The organism is Sphingomonas sp. 2378 (assembly GCF_038084995.1).
GTDB lineage: Bacteria > Pseudomonadota > Alphaproteobacteria > Sphingomonadales > Sphingomonadaceae > Sphingomonas.
This window is the reverse complement of sequence record NZ_JAXCMJ010000009.1, coordinates 19,387-42,341: the sequence shown is the minus strand read 5'-3', so window position 1 is coordinate 42,341 and position 22,955 is coordinate 19,387. Positions and strand designations below refer to the sequence as shown.

Annotated in this window: 22 protein-coding genes; 13 read left to right on the top strand and 9 right to left on the bottom strand. The window is 67.0% G+C overall.

From position 1 onward, the window contains the following. Nucleotides 1-7: 7 nt before the first annotated feature. Genes SM191_RS06755 through SM191_RS06735 form a run of 5 tightly spaced genes read left to right on the top strand, consistent with a single transcriptional unit; the run spans nucleotide 8 to nucleotide 4,079 of the window. Nucleotides 8-238 (top strand): lipoyl domain-containing protein, encoded by a 231-nt coding sequence (locus tag SM191_RS06755; RefSeq protein ID WP_341505513.1) that lies wholly within the window; start codon nucleotides 8-10, stop codon nucleotides 236-238. Next, nucleotides 235-561 carry a hypothetical protein gene (locus tag SM191_RS06750; RefSeq protein WP_341505512.1) on the top strand — a complete coding sequence of 109 codons (327 nt, stop codon included), beginning with the start codon at nucleotides 235-237 and terminating at the stop codon, nucleotides 559-561. The genes SM191_RS06755 and SM191_RS06750 overlap by 4 nt, the downstream gene beginning before the upstream one ends. Beyond that, complete coding sequence (locus tag SM191_RS06745; RefSeq protein WP_341505511.1) at nucleotides 558-1,301, top strand: 2-oxo acid dehydrogenase subunit E2; 744 nt, start codon at nucleotides 558-560, stop codon at nucleotides 1,299-1,301. The genes SM191_RS06750 and SM191_RS06745 overlap by 4 nt, the downstream gene beginning before the upstream one ends. A gap of 25 nt (nucleotides 1,302-1,326) precedes the next feature. After that, nucleotides 1,327-2,469 (top strand): serine hydrolase domain-containing protein, encoded by a 1,143-nt coding sequence (locus SM191_RS06740; RefSeq protein ID WP_341505510.1) that lies wholly within the window; start codon nucleotides 1,327-1,329, stop codon nucleotides 2,467-2,469. A 5-nt stretch (nucleotides 2,470-2,474) separates the two neighbouring features. Further along, nucleotides 2,475-4,079 carry a GMC family oxidoreductase gene (locus SM191_RS06735; protein WP_341505509.1) on the top strand — a complete coding sequence of 535 codons (1,605 nt, stop codon included), beginning with the start codon at nucleotides 2,475-2,477 and terminating at the stop codon, nucleotides 4,077-4,079. 16 nt (nucleotides 4,080-4,095) lie between these two features. Here SM191_RS06735 and SM191_RS06730 read toward each other — a convergent pair whose 3' ends face one another. Beyond that, the gene (locus tag SM191_RS06730; protein WP_341505508.1) at nucleotides 4,096-4,845 is read right to left on the bottom strand and encodes an SDR family oxidoreductase; all 750 of its coding nucleotides are present in this window, start codon (nucleotides 4,843-4,845) and stop codon (nucleotides 4,096-4,098) included. 1 nt (nucleotide 4,846) lies between these two features. Further along, complete coding sequence (locus SM191_RS06725) at nucleotides 4,847-5,659, bottom strand: SDR family NAD(P)-dependent oxidoreductase (protein WP_341505507.1); 813 nt, start codon at nucleotides 5,657-5,659, stop codon at nucleotides 4,847-4,849. Between the two features lie 136 nt (nucleotides 5,660-5,795). Between SM191_RS06725 and SM191_RS06720 the strand changes: the two genes are divergently transcribed. Continuing rightward, nucleotides 5,796-6,686: an SDR family NAD(P)-dependent oxidoreductase gene (locus tag SM191_RS06720; protein ID WP_341505506.1), complete on the top strand. Its 891-nt coding sequence runs from the start codon at nucleotides 5,796-5,798 to the stop codon at nucleotides 6,684-6,686. A gap of 313 nt (nucleotides 6,687-6,999) precedes the next feature. Continuing rightward, a complete protein-coding gene (locus SM191_RS06715) occupies nucleotides 7,000-9,516 on the top strand; it encodes a TonB-dependent receptor (RefSeq protein ID WP_341505505.1) in 2,517 nt (838 codons plus the stop codon). Between the two features lie 176 nt (nucleotides 9,517-9,692). Here the strand turns inward: SM191_RS06715 and SM191_RS06710 are convergent, their stop codons facing one another. The 3 genes from SM191_RS06710 to SM191_RS06700 form a co-directional block, all read right to left on the bottom strand. Further along, nucleotides 9,693-10,922, bottom strand: coding sequence for a CaiB/BaiF CoA transferase family protein (locus SM191_RS06710; protein WP_341505504.1), 1,230 nt, complete (start codon nucleotides 10,920-10,922; stop codon nucleotides 9,693-9,695). A 66-nt stretch (nucleotides 10,923-10,988) separates the two neighbouring features. After that, nucleotides 10,989-12,659, bottom strand: a complete 1,671-nt coding sequence (locus SM191_RS06705; protein ID WP_341505503.1) for an FAD-binding protein — start codon at nucleotides 12,657-12,659, stop codon at nucleotides 10,989-10,991. Next, entirely contained in the window at nucleotides 12,656-13,978 is a 1,323-nt protein-coding gene (locus SM191_RS06700; protein ID WP_341505502.1) for an aromatic ring-hydroxylating oxygenase subunit alpha, read from the bottom strand. Before SM191_RS06700 ends, SM191_RS06705 begins: the two co-directional genes overlap by 4 nt. 171 nt (nucleotides 13,979-14,149) lie before the next feature. Between SM191_RS06700 and SM191_RS06695 the strand changes: the two genes are divergently transcribed. Both SM191_RS06695 and SM191_RS06690 read left to right on the top strand, forming a co-directional pair. Beyond that, on the top strand, nucleotides 14,150-15,157 hold the full coding sequence (locus tag SM191_RS06695) for an acyl-CoA dehydrogenase family protein (protein ID WP_341505501.1): 1,008 nt from the start codon (nucleotides 14,150-14,152) through the stop codon (nucleotides 15,155-15,157). Further along, on the top strand, nucleotides 15,154-16,116 hold the full coding sequence (locus SM191_RS06690) for a DMT family transporter (RefSeq protein WP_341505500.1): 963 nt from the start codon (nucleotides 15,154-15,156) through the stop codon (nucleotides 16,114-16,116). Before SM191_RS06695 ends, SM191_RS06690 begins: the two co-directional genes overlap by 4 nt. A gap of 18 nt (nucleotides 16,117-16,134) precedes the next feature. Here SM191_RS06690 and SM191_RS06685 read toward each other — a convergent pair whose 3' ends face one another. Next, nucleotides 16,135-16,908 carry an SDR family NAD(P)-dependent oxidoreductase gene (locus tag SM191_RS06685; protein WP_341505499.1) on the bottom strand — a complete coding sequence of 258 codons (774 nt, stop codon included), beginning with the start codon at nucleotides 16,906-16,908 and terminating at the stop codon, nucleotides 16,135-16,137. Beyond that, on the bottom strand, nucleotides 16,905-17,546 hold the full coding sequence (locus SM191_RS06680; protein WP_341505498.1) for an SDR family oxidoreductase: 642 nt from the start codon (nucleotides 17,544-17,546) through the stop codon (nucleotides 16,905-16,907). Before SM191_RS06680 ends, SM191_RS06685 begins: the two co-directional genes overlap by 4 nt. A 150-nt stretch (nucleotides 17,547-17,696) precedes the next feature. Between SM191_RS06680 and SM191_RS06675 the strand changes: the two genes are divergently transcribed. The 3 genes from SM191_RS06675 to SM191_RS06665 are packed head-to-tail and all read left to right on the top strand — an operon-like array spanning nucleotide 17,697 to nucleotide 20,160. Beyond that, complete coding sequence (locus tag SM191_RS06675) at nucleotides 17,697-18,839, top strand: NADH:flavin oxidoreductase (protein WP_341505497.1); 1,143 nt, start codon at nucleotides 17,697-17,699, stop codon at nucleotides 18,837-18,839. Next, nucleotides 18,836-19,408, top strand: a complete 573-nt coding sequence (locus SM191_RS06670) for a nuclear transport factor 2 family protein (protein WP_341505496.1) — start codon at nucleotides 18,836-18,838, stop codon at nucleotides 19,406-19,408. The genes SM191_RS06675 and SM191_RS06670 overlap by 4 nt, the downstream gene beginning before the upstream one ends. Further along, nucleotides 19,405-20,160 (top strand): SDR family NAD(P)-dependent oxidoreductase, encoded by a 756-nt coding sequence (locus tag SM191_RS06665; RefSeq protein ID WP_341505495.1) that lies wholly within the window; start codon nucleotides 19,405-19,407, stop codon nucleotides 20,158-20,160. The genes SM191_RS06670 and SM191_RS06665 overlap by 4 nt, the downstream gene beginning before the upstream one ends. A 17-nt stretch (nucleotides 20,161-20,177) precedes the next feature. Here the strand turns inward: SM191_RS06665 and SM191_RS06660 are convergent, their stop codons facing one another. After that, nucleotides 20,178-20,987, bottom strand: a complete 810-nt coding sequence (locus SM191_RS06660) for an IclR family transcriptional regulator (RefSeq protein ID WP_341505494.1) — start codon at nucleotides 20,985-20,987, stop codon at nucleotides 20,178-20,180. A 187-nt stretch (nucleotides 20,988-21,174) separates the two neighbouring features. Between SM191_RS06660 and SM191_RS06655 the strand changes: the two genes are divergently transcribed. After that, nucleotides 21,175-21,957, top strand: a complete 783-nt coding sequence (locus tag SM191_RS06655; protein WP_341505493.1) for an enoyl-CoA hydratase-related protein — start codon at nucleotides 21,175-21,177, stop codon at nucleotides 21,955-21,957. A 32-nt stretch (nucleotides 21,958-21,989) separates the two neighbouring features. Here SM191_RS06655 and SM191_RS06650 read toward each other — a convergent pair whose 3' ends face one another. Then, the gene (locus tag SM191_RS06650) at nucleotides 21,990-22,802 is read right to left on the bottom strand and encodes a helix-turn-helix domain-containing protein (RefSeq protein WP_341505492.1); all 813 of its coding nucleotides are present in this window, start codon (nucleotides 22,800-22,802) and stop codon (nucleotides 21,990-21,992) included. Nucleotides 22,803-22,955 lie beyond the last annotated feature (153 nt).

Genomic DNA, 22,955 nt, shown 5'->3' with positions numbered 1-22,955 from the left:
ACCGCGAATGAGCACCGATGTGCTGTTGCCGAAAATCGGCTTTTCCATGAACGAAGGTTTCCTGGCCGAATGGCTCGTCGCCGATGGCGGCGAGGCGGTCGAAGGCGAGCCGCTCTATGCGCTGGAGAGCGACAAATCGACCCAGGAGGTCGAGGCGCCGGCCTCGGGTCGGCTCACCATCCTCAAGCCCGTGGGCGAGACCTATGAGGTCGGCACCCTGCTCGCGGTGATCGAGTGACACGCTATCAGTTGCATCTCCACACCCGCCCGGTCGCCGGGCGCGAGGAGGAATATCATCGCTGGTACGACGAGACGCACCTTGCCGAAGTCGTCGGGCTCGACGGTTTCCTGACCGGGGAGCGGTTCGTCCCCGTTCCGCTCGACCCCGACGCGCGGCCGCCCGAAACCTATCTGGCGGTCTATGAGATCGAGACGGACGACCTCCCCGGCACGCTTGGCCAGTTGCGCACCGCCGGGCTGCGATTGTCCGATGCGCTCGATACCGCGTCGGTCCGCACGGAGGTGTTCCACAGCCTGGGCGCGAAGGCGACCCGGTCATGAGCGATCTGCTGTCCGGACTGGCCCCATGGCCCGCCACCGACTTCGCCGAACATGGCGAGGTCGAGATCAGGAAGCTGGGCCGCATCCAGACGCTGGTCGGATCGTTCCTGGGCCGCAACTGGGTGGCGATCCCGCATGTCACCCACCATGACGATGCCGACATCACCGATCTGGAAACGCGCCGCCGCGCCCATAATGCGGGCGGGGGCGCGAAGCTGACGATCGTGCCGCTGCTGGTGAAGGCGCTGGCCGACGGGCTCGCCGCCTTTCCGCAGTTCAACGCCTCGCTCGATCCGCGCGCCGGGACGCTCGTCCTCAAGAAATATGTCCATGTCGGCGTGGCGGTCGACACGCCGGGCGGGCTGCTCGTCCCGGTGATCCGCGACTGCGACCGCAAGAGCGCGAGCGAGATCGCCGGGGAGGTCGCCGCCCTGTCCGACCGGGCGCGGACCAAGGGCCTGCCGATGCAGGACATGACCGGCGGGTGCATCACGCTGACCTCGCTGGGGCATATCGGCGGCACGGCGTTCACGCCGATCGTCAACGCTCCGGAAGTCGCCATTCTCGGCGTGACGCGCGCGCGTACGGTGGCGACGCGCGGCGAGGATGGCGGCGTGGCGTGGCGCGATATGCTGCCGCTGTCGCTCAGCTACGATCACCGCGTCATCAACGGCGCCGACGCGGCGCGGTTCGTCCGGTTCATCGCCGACCGGCTCGCCGCCGCCGACCTCGTCGCCTGACCCCGCGCAAAGCAAGCGAGACACTATGGCCCATTCCAATCGCCTGAACGCCGTCATCCAGCCGGTTCTCGACCGGCTGGTCGCCGATGGACGCGAGATCGGCATCCAGATCTGCGCCTGGCAGGGAGAGGAGCAGATCGTCGATTGCTGGGCGGGGCTGGCCGATGCCGCCAGCGGCCGTCCGGTCGATGCCGACACGCTGTTCAACGTCTATTCGGTGTCTAAGGCGGTCAGCGCCACCGCCGTGCACATCCAGGTCGAGCGCGGCCTGATCGACTATGACGCGCCGGTCGCCGATTACTGGCCCGATTTCGCCGCGGCGGGGAAGGGCGACGTCACCGTCCGCCATGTGCTGAGCCATGTCTCGGGCGTGCTGCGCATGCCGCCCGACGTGACGCCCGAGCTGATGACCAATTGGGACTGGATGTGCCGTCGCATCGCCGAGATGCCGGGCGTCTATCCGGCCGGCAGCCGCTCCTCCTACCAGTCGATGACCTTTGGCTGGCTGGTGGGGGAGATCGTGCGCCGGACCGATCCGAAACGCCGCCCCTTCGGCCAGTTCGTGCGCGAGGAGATCGCCGAGCCGCTGGGCGCGACGGACCTGTGGCTGGGGATACCGGATGCGGCGGAACCGCGCGTCGCCACACTCGACGCGGTCGCGGTCTATGTCGCGCCCGACGGCAATCTGATGCGCGAGGCGCAGCCGAAGATCGTCGACCTGATGCCCGATCCGTTCGAGCGGCCCTATGTCCGCCGCGCCTGTATTCCGGCGGTCGGCGGCATCTTCAACGCGCGGAGCGAGGCGCGTTTCTGGGCGATGCTCGCCAATGGCGGCCAGTTGAACGGCGTGCGCCTCCTGTCCGAAGAGCGGGTGAGGAGCTTCGCCGCGCCGCGCCCGCATTTCGAGGATGCCGATCCGGTCTTCTTCGGCATGGTCGTGCCGATCGGCTGGGCGGGATACTGGCTGGGCGGGGCGGAGACGCCGCCGGTCGCCGCGCCCCGCAACATGCGCGCCCTGTGCCATCCCGGCATGGGCGGGTCGATCGGCTGGGCCGATCCCGACAGCAAGCTGGCGGTGGCCTTCTGCCACAACCGCATGTTCGATACCCGCGACATTACGCAGGACAGCCGGACGATCATCGGCGATGCGATCCGGGCGGCGTTGTGAGCGGCATGTCCGGCGAATGGGACTATATCATCGTCGGCGCGGGCTCGGCGGGGTGCGTGCTCGCCGACCGCCTGTCGGAGAACCGGCGCAACCGCGTCCTGCTGCTCGAGGCGGGGCCGGTCGACCGCCACCCCTTCGTCCACATGCCGCGCGCTTCGGCGAAGCTGTTCGCCGACCCCCGCCACGTCTGGCATTTCCGGACCGAGGGGCATGACGACGTACCCCCCGAGGTCTGGCTGCGCGGCAAGATGCTGGGTGGGTCCTCCTCGGTCAACGGCATGATGTATTTCCGTGGCCAGCCGGAGGATTACGACAGCTGGCAGATGCTCGGCGCGCGGGGCTGGGGCTGGGACGCGATGGCGCCCGCCTTTCGTGCGATGGAGTGTCATGCGCTGGGCGGGGACGAGGTGCGGGGCGGCGATGGTCCGCTCGGCATCAGCGTCGAAACCGAACGCTCGCCACTGACCGAAGCCTTCATCGCCGCCGGCGAGCAGATGGGACTGGCGCGCGTCGACGATCTTAACCGTCCCGACCAGGGCGAGGTGGTCGGCTATGCCACCCGGACGATCTGGAAAGGGCGGCGGCAGAACACGGCGCAGACCTTCCTCAAGCGCGCGCGCGGGCGGCCGAACCTGCGGGTCGTGACCGGCGCGGTCGTCGATCGCGTGCTGTTCGACGGGAGCAGCGCATGCGGCGTGCGGGTGGCGGTCGATGGAAAGCCCACCGATTTCCTGACCGATGGGGAGGTGATCGTCAGCGCCGGTGCGCTGATGTCGCCACAGATATTGGAACGTTCGGGTGTCGGCGACGCCGATCGCCTGCGCGGCCTCGGCATCGATGTCGTCGCCGACCGTCGCGGCGTCGGCGAGCATATGCTCGAACATCGGCTGCTGATGATGCAGTTCGAGATCAACGTCCCCTACAGCCATAATGCGCAACTGCGCGGCTGGCGCCTGCCGCTCAACGTGTTGCGCTATTATCTGGCGAGGTCGGGGCCGATGGCGGTCGGATATGGCATGGTCGGGGCGTTCGCGACCGTCCTGGCCGAATCCGAGACGCCGGACATCGAGGTCCTGTTCAGTCCCACCGTCGCGATGCCCGATGCCAAGGGGCGGTATCGCCCCGATCAGGTGCACAGCGTCCAGCTGTTCGGCTATCCGTTGCGCTCGCGCAGCGAAGGCTCGGTGCATATCACCTCGGCCGATCCGGGCGCGGCGGCCTCGATCCGGGCGGGCTATCTCTCCGACGCCTATGATCGGCGCGTGACCGTCGCGATGCACCGCTATCTGCGAGCCTGGATGGACCGGCCCGCGATCGCGCCGATGGTGGTGTCGGAGCGGGAGACGACCCGCCATCTCCAGACCGACGAGGAGATCCTGCACGCCTATCGGACGCGCGGCAACGCCGGATATCACGCCTGCGGCACCTGCCGCATGGGCGATTTCGAAGATGCCGTGCTGGACGAGAAGCTGCGCGTTCGCAGCGTGTCGCGGCTTCGCGTCGTGGATGGATCGATCATGCCGACGATGGTGTCGGCGAACACCAACGGGCCGATCATGGCGAGCGCCTGGCGCGCCGCCGACCTGATCCTGGCGGACACCAACCGCTGATCGCGAGCCGCAGCGATCAGCGCGACCGTGCCAGGCGGATCGGATAGATCACCGCTCCGGCGATGTGACGGCCGCCATCGGCATGGATGGTCTGTCCGTTGACGAACCTTCCGGCATCGCCCGCCAGCGTGACGACGGCGCCCCCGATGTCCGCCACGGGATCGCCCATCCGGCCGAGCGGCAGTTGCGCGACCAGCGCGTCCATCAATGCCGGTCGCTCGGCGCGGGCGGCGTCGAACACCGCCGTCGCCGCGCCGGGCAGCAGCAGGTTGGTGGCGATGCCGTGCCGTCCCCAGTCGAGCGCGGCCGACCGGACCACCCCGACAAGCGCCCAGGCGGCGGCATTATAGGGGGCGATCCCCTCCGCCACGCCCTGGCCGTAACGGTGGCCGATGACGATGATCCGCGCATGGTCGCTGCGACACAGCGCGTCATGGGCGGCGTTCATCGCCGCCGCCGTGCCGGCGACCCTGCCGAGCGCCGCCGTCATGGCGTCGGTCGACATCGCGTCGAGCGGGCAGGGCGCAACGGTCGGAAGCAGATCGACGACCAGCACGTCCACGTCGCCCAGCCGTTTCGCCGCCTCTCCGACCAATCCGCCGATCATGGCAGGGCTGTCGGGATCGATACCGGCCCCGGCGTCCCAGTGCAGGTCGGCGACCTCGGCGCCCGCCTGGCGCAAGCGCATCGACAGCGCCCGACCCAAATCGGGGCCGCTGATGACGATCGCGCGGCGGCCGCCGAGAACGGCGTGGCCTTGTCCCATCTCAATCCTCCAACTGGTGGAATTGCGGCATGCCGAGGACCGACTGGCCGCCATCGACGAACAGTGACTGCCCGGTGATATAGCGTGCGTCGTCGGCGGCGAGCCCGACGACCGCCGCGCCGATATCGCGCTCTGGATCGCCATGGCGGCGCATCGGATTGGCGCGCGCCGCGCGTTCGCCGCGCGCCGGATCGTCGGCGAAGAACCGCGCATAGCTTTCGCTCATGCCGGAAGGGAGGACGGCATTGGCGGTGATGCCATGGCGTCCCCATTCGTTCGCCATGGTCCGGGTCAGCGCCTCGATCGCGCTCTTGGTGACGTTATAGGGGCCGGCGAAGCGCGCACCGGACACACCGTTGAGCGAGCCGAAGTTGATGATCCGGCCATGGCCGCTCGCGCACAGATGCGGGAAGGCCGCCTGCGCTGCCCATAGCGATCCGTAGAGACCCGAATGCAGCATCGTCGTGACTCGGGCCGGGATCTCCGCGCTTTCCAGCCGGGAATAGGGCACCCGCGCCTGTGCGTTGTTGACGAGGATGTCGAGCCGCCCGAACCGCGCGATCGTGGCCGCCACCAGCTCCGGCGCGACATCCTCCTCGCCGACGTCGCCCGCGACGAACAGGGCGTCGGCGCCGATACGGTCCAGCTCGGCCATCACCGCCGCCGCGCGTTCGGCGACACGGCCATTGACCACGACCTTCGCGCCCGCCTTGGCAAGCGCGACGGCGATGCCGCGTCCGAGGCCGGCGGTCGATCCCGTCACGATGGCGACGCGGCCGGATAGCAACGGCACGCCCTGTTCTGGTGTATCCATACGCTTGTCGTCGGATGCTGCGGCGGGCGAAGCAATGCCGCGGCAATCGCAGCATGGATGTGATGCTCGTGGTCCGCCTGTCTGACCCATCCCGATCGCGCGCCATAAAGGCCGCGAAACGGCAGAGGATGGGATGATGGACCAGGGCAGGACGATCGATTTCACCGGGCGAGTCGCCATCGTCACCGGCGGCGCGAGCGGCATGGGACTGGCCTATGTCCACGCGCTCGCCGCGCGTGGGTGCGCGGTGGTGGTGAACGATGTGCAGGGAGCAGAGGCGGTGGCGACCCGGATCGCCGACGATGGCGGACGCGCGCTGGCCGTATCCGTGCCGGTGGGAACGGCGGACGCCGCGCACCGGATCGCGGCGCAGGCACTCGCGCAGTTCGGCCGGCTCGACATCCTCATCAACAACGCGGGGGTGGCACGAGCCGAGCCTTTCGACCGGCTGAACGACGCCAATGTCGCCTTGCAGTTCGCCACCAACCTGCTCGGTCCGTTCGAGCTGATGCGTGCGGTGTGGCCGGCAATGGCCGGGCAGGGCTATGGCCGCATCCTCAACATCGCCTCGATCGGGGCTCTCGGCATCGGGCATTCGGCGGTCTATGCCGCGACCAAGGCGGCGATGCTGGGCCTGACGTTCGACACGGCGATTGACGGGCGGCCGGCCGGCATCCTTGTCAACGCTGCGCTGCCCAGCGCCTATACGCCGATGACCGAGCAGATCCCGGACGCGGCCCTGGTCGACTGGTATCGGCGTCACCTGCCCGCCGAGCGCGTCGCCGCAGCGCTGCTATGGTTCGTGTCGGAGGTGTGCGACGTCTCGGGCGTGGCGGTCACGACCGGGGGCGGGCGGATCGCCAGGATCGGCTTCGGGGACGGGCCGGCTGTTCTCGATCCCGATATCTCCCCCGAGGCGGTCGATTGCGCCCGGGCGGGCTTCCTCACTACCCAGCGACTCGACCTGCTCGAGACGCAGCGTCAGGCGAGTGACCGTTACGCCGAGGTTTTTCCGCGAGAGGCGTGACCAACAGGTTCCGCGGTACCGCCATCTGCACCCCAGCCACCTTGCGAAGCACGGCGGGCCAGCATCTGCGTGACCGGAGAGACGGCCCGTCGTCTTCGATCACACTCAGGATGCCTCGCTGCCATCATGCTTATGATCGAACGGCATTCGGGCCGGACATCGATTGTCGACCGCCTGAGCGGCTTATACGTCAACCTACTCGGTATGTCCGTTTCCGCGACTAGCAGCGACGAAAGAAGCGGTGCCGATGAATGTTACCACACGGCGGGATCACGGCCGGACTTTCAAGCGGAGCAGGATGGGGAGGATGACCATGAAGCCTAAATTGGCTCTGATGTGCGTGACAGCACTTGTGATGCCCGCGACGGCAATGGCGCAGGCGTCGCCAGCCTCGACGACGCCGACGGCCGCTCCTGCGCAGGAGGCGCCGGAGCAAACGCCAGCGACGAACTTGCAGGCGAACGACCCCGCCGCGGCAGCGACGGGTCAGACTCGCGCCCCGCAACTGAACGATGCCAGCACCGCGGACATCGTCGTCACGGCGCAGCGTCGCGAAGAGCGGCTGCAAAGCGTGCCGATCTCCATCACCGCATTGGGGGGGGCGCAGCTCGAAACGCAAGGCGTTCGCTCGGTGGCGGATCTTGCGCGCGTTCCGGTCAACAGCCTCACCGTCCAACCCTCCGTTGGCAATCCGCAAATCCTGCTGATCGATATGCGCGGTATAACGACCGCGGATCCAGGGCAGGGTACCATCGAGCCCGGTGTCGCGATCTACGAGGACGACGTCTATGTCAGCCGCGCCCAGGCTTCGGGCAATTCGCTGTCGGACCCGGAACGGATAGAGGTGCTGCGCGGACCGCAAGGGACGTTGTTCGGCCGCAATGCCGAAGGCGGTGCGATCCGCATCGTCACGCGCAAGCCCACCGGCGTCTTCGGTGGTGATTTCCGGGCGTCGATCGGCGAATATGGCAATCGCCACTATATCGGCCACCTGAACCTGCCGGAATTCGCCGGCATCTCGATCAAGCTCGACGCGCTGCACGACGATGTTGGCGGGTACACCAATAACGGCACTAGCCGTAATCCGCTGCTGTCGCACCAATATGACTTCGGATATCAGAACAATACCGGCTTCCGTAGCGCGGTTCGGATCAAGCCCGTGAGCGGGCTCATCCTCGACTATTCATACACGCATCTGGTCACGAAGATCACACCGGACTATGTGTCGCTGACCAACCCTGGACAGCGCGCACCCGCCTCCTATCCGCAGTTCCTGGCCCCGGCCCGGGGAACGGCCGAGCCGGACATTTACAACTTCAATGACACGTCCTGGACCGGGCTTTATCAGGACGTGAACCGCACCGCGTCCGACGCCCATTCCTTTGCCGCGTCCTATGACGTGACGAGCCGGCTGCAATTAAAGGCGATCACGGGATATCGCGTGGTCAATTTCGCAGGGCCCCAAAATCTTGGTGGCGCGTTCGCATTCGTGAACAGTCCCTTTCTCGTTCCGGCCGGATCCACGGTGGCCTCACTGAATATCCAGCCCGCCTACTCCGGTCAGACGCTGGGTATAGCTGGCAATACGCCGGTATATGCGCTCAGCGGATCTGTTCCGATCGTCAGAGAATTGCGTTCGCGTGCCTTCAGCCAGGAATTGCAGCTGATCGGATCGACCGACACCTTGCAATATCAGTTCGGTGCCTTTTACTATCACGAGAATGTCGATGATTCTCGTGCGACAAGTTTCTCGCTGATCTACACCGACCCGACCTACACCAACTACCTGTCGCTTAATCCCTTCCAGTTGAGGGGTGCCGTGGCCGGTGCGGCGCTTGGCACAAATGGCGACACGGATATTTCAGCGAAATCGCGCACGATCGCGGGTTACGGGCAAATTACGTGGTCGCCCGAGTTCGCGGACGGCAAATTGCATCTGACCGGCGGCTTGCGTTACACCGACGATCAGAAGGACTTCCTGCGCACGCTCAACAATGGCGTTCCTGTCAACAATGTCGGTACACCGTTCCGTGCCAAGCGCTTCGATCCGATGGGGACGATCGCCTATGATTTCACCAAGGACCTCAACGTCTACGCTCGCTACGCCACGGGGTACAAGGCGGCAGGCGTCAGCGTCCGGTCGCCCAGCTTCCGACCATTCGGGCTGGAATCGGTCAAGTCCTATGAGGTCGGCATCAAGAGCCAGTTCATCAACCGGGCGCTCACGATCAACGTCGCGTTGTTCCAGAACGATATCCGTGATCGCCAGTTGAATTTCCAGATCGACCCACTCAATGCACCGAACCTCGTCGATACCGTGAACACGCCCGGGACGACCCGGGTACGCGGTATCGAGGCCGAAGTCGTGATGCGCCCCACGCGCGATGTGTCTGTCAGTTTCAATTCGGCGTACACGACCTTCCGCCTGCCGCCCGAGCTGCTCGCGATCAACGCGGCACTGCCGGTGAGCGCGCAAGCAAACTATACGGTGCAGAACACACCGGAGTTCCAGGCCAGTTCGGCCGTCGACTGGACGATGCTGCGGTCCGGAAACCTGACGCTGAACGCCCATGCCGATTACGCATTTGCCAGCAACGTCTTTGGCACCGGCCGCATCGGGATCACGCAATTTTCCTGGCCGTTGGAGCGGCATCAAGGCAATGCGCGCCTGACCCTGGACGGTATCAAGCTGGGACCGACGACCGCACGTCTGTCGATCTACGCCAACAACATCACCAACGAGATCTATCCGATCTGGTCGGCCCCGAGCGCCAATTACATTCAGAACCATCCGCGTCAGGTTGGTGCGGAACTGGGCGTCCGTTTCTAGGGCTGCATGAACCGACGCGAAGAGCCCCTCCCCGTCGGGGGGCTTTATTCGGGTCGAACTCTTGTCGTGGCGCTTCGTGGAAAGCGATACAGAACGGGAGCGGCGGGCATACCGTCGCTCCCGTACTTTTTGTCAGGTCAGGTGCGGGTTCGGCATGCGTGCCCCCCGGTGTCGGATCAGATGATCCCGGAGGCCCGCAGACGCTCGCGTTGATCCGCATCGATGCCCAGGACGCTCTCGAGCACCTCGTCGGTATGCTGGCCGAACATGGGCGGCGGAGCATAATGGTCGAGCGGGGTGTGCGAATAGCGCAGCGGGCTGCGGATCAATCCCAGTTGCTGGCCCAGCGGATGATCGACATCGACCCGCAGGCCCCGGTGCCGGACGTGGTCGTCCTGGAACACCTCGCCCAGATCGTTGACGGGACCGCTCGGCACACCGGCCTTGTCCAGCCGGTCGAGCCATTCCGCCCGCGAGCGCGTCGTGAAGATCGCGTTGAACACCTCGGTCAGCGCCGCCCGGTTGCGGACGCGATCGGCATTGGTGCGAAAACGTGCGTCCTCGATCAGGTCTGGACGCTCGACGGCGCGACAGAGCCGGACATATTGGGTCTCGTTCCCCGCGGTCAGCATGATCGGCCGGTCCGAGGTGGGGAACATGGCCGCCGGCATCCCGCCATTGCCCTGCGTACCGCGCCGCACCGGGATTTCGCCCGAGATCAGATGGATTTGCGCATAATGGGACATGGCCGCGACGACCGAGTCGAGCAGCGCGATATCGATATGCTGCCCGGTCCCGCCCTGTGCGTCACGATGATAGAGCGCGCCGAGCACGGCGGACAGTGCGTTCAGCGAGGCGAGCACGTCCGCGATCGAGGGGCCGATCTTCATCGGCCCGCCGCCTTCAACCCCGTCGGGCAGGCCGGTCACGCTCATCAGGCCGCCCATGCCCTGGAAGATCGCGTCATAGCCGGGACGCTTGGCATAGGGGCCGTCCTGGCCATAGCCGGTGATCGAGCAATAGATCAGCCGGGGGTTCAACGCCTTCAGGCTGTCATGGTCGAGCCCATAGCGTTTGAGATCGCCGACCTTGTAGTTTTCCAGCAATATGTCGGCCTCGGCGGCGAGGCGGCGGATCAGTTCCTGCCCCTCGGGCGTGGCGATGTTGATCGTGACCGACTTCTTGTTCCGGTTGGCGGACAGGTAGAAGGCGTTCTCCCGCGTCTGGCGGCCTTCCGCATCGTGCAGATAGGGCGCGCCATATATGCGCGAGTCGTCGCCGCTGCCGGGCCGTTCGACCTTCGTCACCTCCGCCCCCAGATCGCCCAGCATCTGCGCGGTCAGCGGTCCCGCCAGAACGCGGGTCAGATCGAGGACGCGGATGCCGGTAAGGGGGCGGTCAGCCATGGAGAACTCCTGTAAAGGTCGCGCCCCGCCCGAGCATGATCCGTCGGGCGGGGCGGAGCCGTGATCCTATCGATTGGCGCGGACGGCGCGGCGTGCGGCGCGAAGGCCGAAGATGAAGGAGGCCGCGATGGAGGCCCCCGCGCCGGGATAGACACCGCCGGTCACCGACGCCGTGCAATTCCCCGTCGCGTAGAGACCCGGGATCGCGCCGCCGTCCGGCTTCAGGACGCGGCCGTCCTCGTCGGTCACCAGGCCGCCATAGGTGCCGACATCGCCGGGGAACAACCGCACCGCGTAGAAGGGCGGCCGTTCGATCGCACCCAGGCAGGGGTTGGGCCTGACCGACGCATCGCCGCCGAAGCGGTCATAATGTCGGGCGCCCTTGTTGAAATCCTCATCGATGCCGGTCTTGGCGAAACGCGTCATGCGTTCGGCACTCCGCTTCAACCCGGCGGCGTCTACGCCGATCTTGGCGGCCAGTTCGTCGAGGCTGTCCGCCTTCACCATATAGCCCTTCTCGAACCAGCTCGGTGGCGTCAGGAGCGGCGGGAATTTCCCCCAGACGTAATTGTTGCGATGACGGCTGTCGAGGATCGCCCAGGTTGGCTGGCCGGTCCGCTCGGCGACGTCGTGCATGCGCTCGCCCGTCTCCATATAACTGCCCGCTTCGTTACAGAAGCGCTCGCCATGGACGTCGACCAGCATCATGTACGGCTTGGCCAGGTCCTGCGGATGCATCAGGGGCACCTCGGCACCGGGCGGCAACGAGCCCGGAATCCACACGGCCTTGTCCAGATTGTCGGTGTCCGCCCCCAGCGCGATCGCCTTCTCCAGCATCTCGCCGGTGTCGCCCGGATTGGCGTTGGTCCAGCGCGTCGAGGTCGGCGTCCGGTGATAGCGGTCGCGCATCGCCTGGTTGCGCGCGAAGCCGCCGGTGTTGAGCAGCACACCGTCGCGCGCGCCGATCCGCCGGAACTGGCCCGCGATCGTGGCGACGACCCCGATCACCGCGCCGCCGTCCGACAGGATGAAATCCTCCACGCCCGCATTGATGCGGATATCGATATCGTTGCGCAGCGCGGCGTCGAGCATCTGCGCCTGGATCGCGGTCCCGGCGCTTACCAGATGCTTGCCGGTCAAGCGCATCCGCGTCATCCGGAAGGCCAGGGTCAAGGCGGCGAGCCGCCCCTCCCAGGTTCGTTTGGCGAGCGATACGCGGTGCATCTCGCGCCGCTTGAACGGCACGGGGAAGGGGCCACGGCGCAACCGGCTTTCCCATTCGCCCAGCTTGCGTGTGTCGAACAGCGTCATCCCCAGCGAACGTCCGCGCGGCGCACCGCCGGGGCGGTCGTCATAATAGTCCGACCAGCCGTCGAACCGGCGGAAGCGAACGCCCTTAACCTCCAGATATTCGACCATCTCGGGGCCGGTCCGCAGATAGGCGTCGGTCCGCGCCGGCGTGACGCCCTTGCCGCCCTGGGCGCTGTCCCCGACCGTCGCCGCCAGATATTCGAGCCCGCGTTCGTAGCTGTCGGCGATGCCGTCGCGTTTCAGCAGCGGGTTGTTGGGAATCCACAGCACACCGCCCGACATGGCGGTCGATCCGCCGACCTTGTCGGTCTTTTCGAGCACGAGCGGCGTCTTGCCCGCATCCTTCACTGCCAGCGCGGCGGCGAAGGAGCCGCCGCCCGAGCCGATGATGACGAAGTCGACCTCCTCGTCGAACGCCTGGGTCATGCCATGAACTCGTGCAGCGCACGGTGGAAGTTCGACACCGCGAGCTCCTGCTTGGGATTGGTCCGCGAGCCCTTGAACCCGCGGCTCTTCATGCCCTGCTGGATGTCGGCCATGTTCTGGAAATCCTGGGTCAGGATCAGGCCCCAGTCGGCGACGCTGGTGATATCGGGGCGGACCGACAACTCCGTGCGCGGCGCCTTGCCCTCTGGGTAACGCTCCAGCGCATAGACGTCGAAGATGCAGCTATCGGGATCGTCGCCGTTCGGCCGCGCCCGATAGCCGAGCAGGTGGCACGGGCCCTGCAGGAAGACCATGTTCGGGAAGATGTGCCACGACGTGCCGGCCTTGCCCATCGCCTCGGGCGTCAGGTTGGCGGGCCAGCCCGCGCCGGCCGCCTCATGCTCCTCGCGGTTGAAGCGCATGAAGGCGCGCACGACCTCCATCGGCTCCGCATCGGCGGATATCTCTTCGCGCAGCCGCCGGGCGGCGCGCAGCGTATGTTCGGTCATCGTCGTGTCGAGCGTTTCGAGCAGTTCCTCGAAGATGCGCACCACCGCGTCGCGGACGTCGAGATCGGCCGGCGGATCTCCCAACCGGGGCGAAGGCAGGCCCAGCGGGCGGCCGGGGCCATAGCCGAACATGCCGTGCAGCCCGTGCTTGCGGCTGACCGTATAGTCGGAGGTGAAGGCGAGCAGCTGGCGGTGCGTCGTCTGGACGTGATAGCCCTCGGTGAAGGCCTCCAGCGCGACCTTCCAATTGGCGGGAAGGATCGCCTGGCGACGCCATTTATAGCGCATCCGGTCGATCTCGAACATGTCGAGATATTCGGGTGCCGGCGCCAGCCATTCGTCCAGCGGCGGCGTCTCCGCATCGGCGCAGACGAAGACCCAGCCGTTCCAGGTGTCGACGCGCACCGGCTCCAGCGCGATCTCGGCATCGTCGAGCGTGCCGTCCCAGTCCTGGCGGTCGATCACGTCGACCGAGCGGCCGTCGAGGTCCCATTTCCAGCCATGATATTTGCAATGGAACCGCCCCATCCGGCCACAGCCGCTGGTCAGCTTGCGTCCGCGATGCGGACAGACGTTGTAGAAAGCCTTCAGTTCGCCTGCGGCGTTGCGGACGACGGTGATCGACTCGTTCGCGATCTCGTAGGTGATGAAGTCGCCCGGCGCCTCCAGTTCCTCCTCGCGCCCCGCCATCTGCCAAACGCGCGGCCATAGCCGTTCGCGCTCCAGTCGGGCGAAGTCGGGCGAAACATAGTCGGCGGCGGGTACGAAGTCGTCACGGACGGGGGAGGGGGTCTCTAGGGTCTTCAACATGTTGGTCGGTCCTTCGCCTGGGGCGTCCCTGTCGCACCACGCTATGCCCCCCGCCCGGACCGGGCAACCGATCGGGGCCCTACTGCACATATGTGATGGTCCCCGCGCTTGGGTGGTGAGCGGGCCCGCGATGCCGATAAGAGGTCAGCCCAACGCCCGGGAGCAGAGACGATGGACCAGGACCGCGCCGACCGTATCCAGATGATCCGCGACAGCGCCTCGGCGGTGATCCCGGCCGATGGCAATGTCGCCCGCGTTCGCGCGTTGCGCTTCGGCGAGCGGGATTTCGACCCCGCCATCTGGCGCGACATGGCGGCGCTGGGCTGGCCGGCGCTGCTGGTTGCGGAGGATGCTGGCGGCATTGGGTTGGGCATGGGCGAATATGCCGCGCTGGCGGAGGTACTGGGCCGGGGCCTGGTGCCCGAACCGTTCGTCTCGGTGGCCGCGATCGCGCCGGTGCTGGACGACCCGGATCGGTCCGCCGTGCTGGACGGCGAGCGGATCGTCCTACCGGCGCTGGACGGTGAGGTGGTCGAGCGGGAGGGACGGCTGAGCGGTCGCTGCCCCGGCGTGCTGTCGGCCCGCGCCGCCGAAGGCTTCCTGGTCGGGGTCGGCGATACGCTCTGGAGCGTCGACGCCGCCAACGTGTCGGTGGAGAGTGCCGAGACGCAGGACGGACGCAACATCGCGACCATCACCCTGGCCGACGCGCCGGGTCGCCGGACGGCAGGGGATGCGATGACGATCGAGCGGCTGACGCTGGGTCTGGCGGCCGAACTGCTCGGCGTCGCGGGGTGCGCCTTCGACCTCACGCTCGACTATCTGCGCACGCGCCAGCAGTTCGGCCGCGCGATCGGCAGCTTTCAGGCGCTCCAGCACCGCTGCGCCGACCTGCTGGTCCAGATCGAACTGGCCCGCGCGGCGATCGGCGCGGCGGCGCAGGCCTTCGATGCCGGACAGGATCGGAACGCCATCCGCCAGGCGGTGTCGCGGGCCAAGGCGCGGGCCGCCGACACGGCGATGCTGGTCACGCGCCAGGGCATCCAGATGCACGGCGGCATCGGTTTCGCCGACGAGAGCGATATCGGCCTGTATCTTCGACGCGCGATGGTCCTGGTAAATCAGGGGGGCAGCGCGGGCTGGCATCGCAAGCGCTACGGCACGTTGATGGCGGCGTGACCGGGCTCCCGGCCCGTTCGGCAAGCGAAGGCGACGAACCCACGAACGCCCCCGCGACAATCGCATCGGTTCAGCGGCCGCTCCACGGCGCGATGTGGATGCTCGCCGCCGCCGTCACCTTCACGCTCGCGATGGCGCTGGTGAAGTTCCTCGGCAACAGCTTCGCGCCGGCGGTCCAGACCTTCTGTCGGCAGGTCGTCAGCCTGATCGTGCTGCTGCCCTTCGTCCTCGCCGGGCCGCGCCGCATCCTGCGCACGTCGCGGCCCGGCTATATGCTCAGCCGGTCGGCGGCGAGCAGCATCGGGCTGATCCTCACCTACACCTCCTATCAGCAACTGGGGCTGGCGCAGGCGAACGCGCTGTCGTTCACGCGCATCCTGTTCATGGTGCCGCTGGCGATGCTGATCCTGGGCGAGCGGGTCATGGCCGGGCGCGTGGTCGCGACGCTGATCGGCTTCGCGGGGGTGGTGGTCGTCCTGAAGCCGTGGAGCGCCGAAACCATCATCGGCTGGGCGTCGGCGGCGGGGATCGCCGCCGCGCTGCTCGCGTCATGGGCGCTGATCGGCGTCAAGTCGATGACGCGGGATCATGGTCAGATGACGTTGCTCGCCTGGGCGGCGGTGCTGGGGGTGATCTTCACCGCGCCCGCCGCCGCACTCGAATGGACGACGCCGCATGGCAGGGATCTGGCGCTGCTCGGGCTGATGGGCCTGCTGTCGACGGTGACGCAGGCCTGCTACATCCGGGGCATGTCGATGGGCGATGCCACCGCGCTCGCGCCGATCGACTATACCCGCATCGTCTTCGCCTCGGTCTTCGGCTACGCCTTTTTCGGCGACGTGCCCGACGTCGAGACGCTGGCGGGCGCGGCGATCATCGTCGGGGCCGCCGTGTTCATCACCCTGCATTCGCGCCGCCGCGTGGCGCGGGCGGCCTCGATCATCGCCGATACGCCCTGACGCGTTGCAGGGCGCCGGTCACAAGGTCGTGTAATGACCGCCATCGATCGGGATGGTCTGTCCGGTGACGAAGCCGAACTGATCCCCGGCCAGCGCTACGACGGCAGGCGCGATATCGTTGCGCGGATGGCCTAGCCGGCCCAGCGGGAATGTCTTGCGCAGGCCCTCCCACGCATCGGGGAAACGTTCGAAATAGGCGGTGGTGGTCTCGCTCTCGCTGGCTGGCGCGAACAGGTTGACGGTGATGCCGTCCGGCCCCCATTCCTTGGCCAGCGACTTGGCGAAGCCGCGCAATGCGCCCTTCTGCGCCGAATAGACCGGATTGCCGCCGTCGCCCGCCAGCCCATAGGCCGAGGTGATGGCGATGAAGCGCCCCCGTCCGCTCGCCTTGAGCGCCGGATGGGCGGCGCGCGCCAGGCGGAAGCAGCCCGTCAGCGTCACGTCCGCCTGTTCGGACCATTCGGTATCCGTGATCGCTGACAGCTCCAGCGGCCTGCTCGAACGCGGATGCGCCGCGATCTGGACAACGATGTCGAGCCGGCCGAAGCGCTCGACCGCCGTCTTCACGGCCTGCTCGACCGAGGCATCGTCGCTGATGTCGCCCCGGACCAGCATCGCCACGCCGCTGGCCGCGACGATGTCGTCGGCGATCGCGGCGGGCACGTCATGGCTGCGGGCGACCAGCACGACTGATGCGCCCATCTCGGCGAAGGTCGTGGCGAGGCCGCGCCCCAGGCCCGATCCCACGCCGGTCAGCAGTGCGACGCGTCCTTCCAAAAGTCTGTCCGTCATGGTGTCATCCAATCCCCGCCGTCCGCGATCAGTGTCTGGCCCGCCAGTGCCTGCCCAGCGCCGCCCGCCAGTGCGTCGACGAGCGCGGCGATCTGCGCCCCGCCCGGTGGCCGCCGAACGGAAGAGCCGACCGAATAGCGGGTGAGGTTGGGAACGTCGGCAAGGGCCGGCAGCAGCATCTCGGTCGCGACCGAGATCCAGTTCGAAACGATCGACCCGCCCAGCCATTGCCGCGCGGTCGCCTTGACCAGCGTCCGCTGCCCCTCCGCCGCTGCGGCAAGCGCGGCGAGACCGGCGGTGCCTTGGAGGGCGAAGGCGGGGCCGAGGCCAACCACGGCGCCGCGCCCGCCCAGCATGGCCGGCGCTGCCCGCAACGTCGCCAGCGTATGGACCATCGGTCGCATGGCGCTGTTGTCCCAGCCATCGGTCGAGGTCGCGGCGATCGGCACGGGTGCGGTGATGCCGGGCATGTGACAATGGACGACCAGGTCCACCGGATCGTCGCCGCCTTGCGCCACCTCGTCGATTGTCCTTGTGCCTACGGTCCAGCCGAGGCTGCCGAGCGCCTCGGACAGCCACGACAAATCGCAACCGGTGGCTATGATGACGGCGCTGCGCGGAAATGTGTCGGCGGTCATGGACATCCTTTCGACATTTTTCGTGCCGATGCAGCAGCAAAGGCGCAATCGCGATCGATCGGTTCGGGGCATCCATCAGATATGGGATTCGTACATCCGTCCGCGTTGCTCCGCCTCGCCTTCCGACGTCGTAAACCCTAGGCCATGGGCATGCTCGAATCCTTGCAGACGCCATTACAGCTTCGCGGGACGACGGTCGCGAACCGGATCGTCATGTCGCCCATGTCGCGCTATTTTTGCGCAGGCGGCGTGCCGACCGCCGACGTCGCCGACTATTATCGCCGCCGCGCCGAGGGCGGCGTCGGCCTCGTCATCACGGAAGGCGTGGCCGTCGATCATCCCGTCGCCACGGACAATCCGGGCATCCCCCATCTCCATGACGCGGAGGCGCATGCCGGGTGGCGCGCGGTGGTCGATGCCGTGCACGGCGCCTCCTGTCCGATCTGGCCGCAGCTCTGGCATCAGGGCGCGATGTGGAACGTCGAATATGCGGGCACCGGGACACCGGCGGGCGTCGCCCTTCGGCCATCCGGGATATGGGGGCCGCCCGACGGCGTCATTTCGGTGCGCCCGGACAAGCGCGTCCAGTCGCTGCCGGAGACCATGCCGATGACGGAGGAGCAGATCGCCGATGCGATCGATGCCTATGCGCGATCGGCCCGTCGCGCGGTGGCGATCGGCTTCGACGGCATCGCCATTCACGGCGCGCACGGCTATCTGATCGACAGCTTTCTGTGGGACTATACCAATCGCCGTACCGACCGCTGGGGCGGAAGCCGTTCCGGCCGGGCACGGTTCGGCGCGGAGGTGGTCCGGGCGATCCGCGCCGCGGTCGGCGAGACGATCCCGATCGCGCTGCGTATCTCCCAGTTCAAGATGCAGGATTACCGCGCGAAGCTGGCCGAGACGCCCGACGAACTCGCCGACCTGCTCGGCCCGCTGGCGGATGCGGGGGTCGACCTGTTCGATTGCAGTCAGCGGTTCTTCGACACGCCGCTGTTCGACGGATCGCTGTTGAACCTGGCCGGCTGGGTGAAGAAGCTGACCGGCGTCCGTTCGATGACGGTCGGCGGCGTGGGGCTGGGCAAGAGCGGCAAGCCCGCCTTGCATATCGATGGCAGCCAGCCCTCCGACGATAATCTGGGGCGGGTGGTCGAGCGGTTCGAGCGCGGTGAGTTCGACCTGATCGCGGTCGGTCGGTCTCTGCTGAACGATCCGGGCTGGCTGCGCCGCGCCATGGGCGCGCGCGACTTCCTGCCCTTCGACCCTGCCAATCTGGAGCGGCTGACATGAGCGACCCCGACATCGCGGCGCGGCTGGACCGTATCGAGTCGCAGCTCGCGATCCAGCAATTGCCGATCCGCTATGCGCTGGCGATCGACGGGCGCGATATCGATGCGTGGCTGGCGCTGTTCATTCCCGATGTCGACTGCGGCACCCTGGGCAGCGGACGCGAGGCGTTGCGCGCGTTCATAGAACCGGGGGTGCGGACCTTCTATCGCTCGGTCCACCAGATTTGCGGGCACGCGGTCGATTTCGTCGACCCGGATCATGCCACCGGTCGCGTCTATTGCCGCGCGGAGCACGAGGATCGTGGCGGCTGGTACGTAATGGCGATCTGCTATTTCGACGATTACGAGCGGCGCGACGGCGCATGGATGTTCACGCGGCGGCGCGAACGGCACTGGTACGCGGCGGATCTGCTCGAACGGCCGACGGCTCCGTTCACGGGGTGGCCGGGGCATGAGCGCAGCGTCCCCCGGCTCCCGGCTGCCTTTCCGAGCTGGAGCCGGTTCTGGCGCGAGGTGCCGGACGAGCAGATCGGTGCCTTGACCGCGATGCGGGTGGAGAGCGCACAATGACCACGAACATGATGGGCCGGGTCGCGATCGTCACCGGCGCCGCTTCGGGCATCGGCCGGGCCACCGCCATGGCGCTGATCGCCGATGGCGCCCGCGTGATGCTCGCCGATCTCGATATCGCGGGCCTCGACCCGATCCTGGCCGATGCACGCGCACGCGGCGGCGACGCGGAGGCGATCCGGATCGATGCCACGCTCGAAGCCGATCAGGCCGCGCTGGTCGCGGCGACGCTGGACCGGTTCGGCCGGCTGGACTGCGCCGTCAACAATGTCGGAGGGGGCGATACCGGCGTCGGTATATGCGACGAGACGCTGGAAGGCTGGGACCGCACCGTCCGTTTGTCGCTCACGGCGACATGGCTGGGCATGAAGTATCAGATCCCGGCGATGGTCGCGAAGGGGGGCGGATCGATCGTCAACACCGCGTCGATGGCCGGGGTCCGCTATTCCCCGGCGGCGGCCCCGTCCTATTCCGCGGCAAAGGCCGGCGTCCTGCATCTGACCCGCTACGCCGCCCATGCCCACGCGGAGGAAGGCATCCGCGTCAACAGCTTATCGCCCGGCTTGACCGCGACCACGATCGTGGAGCGGATGTTCACGCTCGACCAGCAGGCGGCGATCGCCGCTGGCGGCCAGCTCATCGCCCGTGCAGTGCAGCCGCGCGAAATTGCCGATGCGATCGTCTTCCTCTGTTCCGATCGATCGGCGATGATCACGGGCACCAATCTGGAGGTATGCGGCGGCGCGCGATGACGTCGCCAGATCGGGGCTTATCGGGCGAAGCGCATCATCGTAGACGTCTTTTCCGCCACCTCCACGACGATCTGCGATACCTCGTCGATTCGTTTGTCGAGACGACCGATCGGTCCTGCCACCAACAGTGCCAGGCTTCCGCGGCGCTGGTCGCCCGTATCGCACAGCGCCGCCGCGATGCCGACCGCGCCGACGATACCTTCCTGAATACTGATCGCGAATCCGTCGTCGCGAATGGTCTGGAGCTTGGCGCGCAGCCGGTCGGGATTGGTGATGGTATAGGGCGTCAGGTGGCGGAAGGGGGTATGCGTCAGATAATGTTCCCGCACCGCCTCATCCTCATGGGCCAGGATGGCCTGTCCGGCCGCCGTCGAATAGAGCGGCCGGCTGGAGCCCAGCGATACGGTGTACCGCACCGTTTGGCGGCTATCGATCCCCTCCACATAGGTGACGGTCATGGTGGCGGGGTCCAGCCGCGTCAGCACCGCCGTCTCGCCAGTGCGTTCGAGCAGTTCCTCCAGCGCTTCATGCAAGACGGGCGACATGCTCGGGCGCGCCGCCAAGATCATATGCGCCATCCGGTAGGACGCGCCGCCCAGGCGGTAGCGCTGGTTGAGCACGGTCAGGTGCTGGGACGCGACCAGGCCCTTCAGCATGTTGAGCAGGCTGCTTTTGGGAGTATCGACCAGCAGGGCCAGTTCCGACAGCGACAGCCCGTCGCGGCGGTCGGCCACGGCTTCCAGCACGCTCAGCACCCGTCCGACGCTGCGGGGCGGATCCTGCACCGGCCGACGGGTGTCCTGCACTTGAGGCTCGGCCAGAGTCACTCGGTTTCTCCGATAGGTTAAATCCTGATCCTACGGTCTGTCCCGGGTTGTGCAAGCGACGCGCCCGCACCATCGCGAACATGGAACGGATTTCAGCATATATGCGATGACGGTAGACGCTTCTTGCGGGCCGCCGCTTTGCTGGGCAGTCCTGACGGGAGAACCCGAGTACGGCAGTGAGGCCAGCATGTCCGATTTGATCGAAGCGCGCGAGGGCGGAGTCGTCACGCTGACGATGAACCGCCCCGATGCGATGAACGCGCTGACCGATGGCCTTATCGACGACCTGATCCAGGCGTTTCAGTCGCTGGGACGCGATCCCGATGTGGGCGCGATCGTCCTAACCGGGGCGGGCCGTGCCTTTTGCGCGGGCGGCGACGTCAAGGACCTGGCGGGCCGGGCGGAGCGGACGCTGGAGAAGCGCATCGAGGATTTGCGCCATAAACAGGGTGTCGCGCTGGCAATGCACCGATGCCCCAAGCTGATCGTCGCCGCCGTCAACGGCGCCGCGATGGGGGCGGGGTTGAGCCTCGCGCTGATGTCGGATTTTCGGATCGTCGCACAGTCTGCAAAATTCGGGACGGCCTTTGCCGCGGTCGGCTTTTCAGGCGATTTCGGCGTCAGTTGGTCGCTGTCCCGACTGGTAGGCCCGGCAAGGGCGCGCGAACTGCTGATCCTCAATCCGCGATTGAGCGCCGAGGATGCCGACCGGCTGGGGCTGGTGACGCGGCTGGTGGAGGATAGGGCGCTGATGGCGGAGGCGACGGCCTTCGCGGCATCGCTCGCCGCCGGGCCGCTGGTCGCCTGGACGATGATGAAGCGCAACCTGAACTTCGCCGAACATGGCGGCCTGGCCGAGACACTGGATTGGGAGGCGGCGAACCAGAGCCGTTGCGCGATGACCGACGATCATCTGGAAGCACGCACCGCCTGGATGGAAAAACGCCCGCCGTTGTTCGGCGGGCGTTGAGTTTCCCGGTCTCGGCGGGGAAATCGCGCTTCCTATCCCTGGGCGGCGCGGAGTTCAGGCTGGGTATGGGGCTCGATATGGCAACGAGTCGCCTGATGTCGCAGGGCGAGCGTGCCGGGGGGCGGATAGGCGCCGCTGAGCCGCGCGATACACTCGCGGGCGACGTTGAGCGTATCGGTCAGATGCTCGGCGAGCAAACCGGATCGATCGACGATCGCGAACGACACGGTTTCCATCGCATCGCTCGGCGGGGGCGTCATCGCCAGCATCGCGATCTCGCCTCCGTTCGTGAAGACATGGCGGTCGCGACGAATATCGCCGATCCGCGTCATCAGGTCGGTCGGTGATACGACATCGGCCAGATCGATGACATCGGCATTGAGCCGGTGGACGAGCGCCCGGACCTGACGATCGTCGAGCGCCGCCATCAGGCTGAGGCCGACGGCCGAGTGGAGAAGCGAGGTGGCGCTGGCGAACACATCATCGACGGAGAGGTCGACGGTGGTCGATGCGTGCATCCATTGCAGCTTGTTGACGTTGCGGCGCGCGATGCCGACCGCGAAGCCGGTGCGGTCCGCGATCTCGCGCGCGACCCCCAGCATCGGCCCTTCCTGGAAGAACGGCTCGCCCAACCAGCAGCCGAGCAGCGGCAGGCGGTGCGTCGGCAAGAACGCGCGCTCATAAGCGTCGTAGCTGAGATAGCCGACCGCCACCAGGCTGCGCATCAGCGCCGATGTGCTCGACTGCGGATAATCCAGGTCGTGCGCGACGTCGCCGACGGTCGCCCGTCCGCGTCGACGATCGAAATATTCGAGAATTTCCAGGACCCGCACAGCCGATTTCACGACTTCCGGCATCCGATACTTTCGGGCCGCGGGCTTTGGGGTGGCAACGTCCATGTCGTTCCTCCGTCTCCTACCGCCTGTCCGGGCACCGATTGTGTGACCACAATTCTGTTTACAGACCAGCGTTCATGTATATGAACATCGCGCAGGCAT